Annotated in this window: 1 protein-coding gene; it reads left to right on the forward strand. The window is 67.1% G+C overall.

The window, feature by feature from the left end:
- Window positions 1-651: IS630 family transposase (locus tag GSE44_RS25135; protein ID WP_159351546.1), on the forward strand; the 651-nt coding region annotated here is incomplete at its 5' end.

The raw sequence follows: 651 nt of genomic DNA on the forward strand, positions 1-651 counted from the left end.
AAGGTGCGCGACGTCGTCGGCCTCTACGTCTCGCCACCCGCGCATGCCCTGGTGCTGTGCGTGGATGAGAAGAGCCAGATCCAGGCGCTCGACCGCAGCCAGCCGATGCTGCCGCTGCGTCCCGGTCAGCCCGCACGCCGCAGCCACGACGACACCCGCCACGGCACGACGTCGCTGTTTGCGGCCCTCGACATCGCCACCGGCCATGTGATCGGCAAGTGCTATCCGCGCCACCGTGCGAGCGAGTTCCGCCGCTTCCTCGACGAGATCGAGGCGGCCGTGCCGTCCGACCTCGACGTGCACCTCGTCATGGACAACTACGCCACCCACAAGGCGCCGCTGGTCCGGAACTGGCTGGCCAGGCGGCCGCGCTGGCACGTCCACCTGACGCCCACCAGCTCATCCTGGTTGAACCAGGTCGAGCGCTTCTTCGCACTCCTCACAGAGCGCCAGCTCCGGCGTGGCATCCACCGCAGCGTCGCGGCCCTGCAGGACGCCATCAGTCACTTCATCGATCACCACAATGCCGACCCGAAGCCCTTCCGCTGGACCAAGTCCGCCGACGACATCCTCGCCAGCATCAAGCGCTTCTGCGTCCGAAGCACCCCACCATCCGCTGAAACAGGGCGAACTTCAGATTCGGGACACTAG

It is taken from the genome of Muricoccus harenae, assembly GCF_009848505.1.
Classification (GTDB): domain Bacteria; phylum Pseudomonadota; class Alphaproteobacteria; order Acetobacterales; family Acetobacteraceae; genus Roseomonas; species Roseomonas harenae.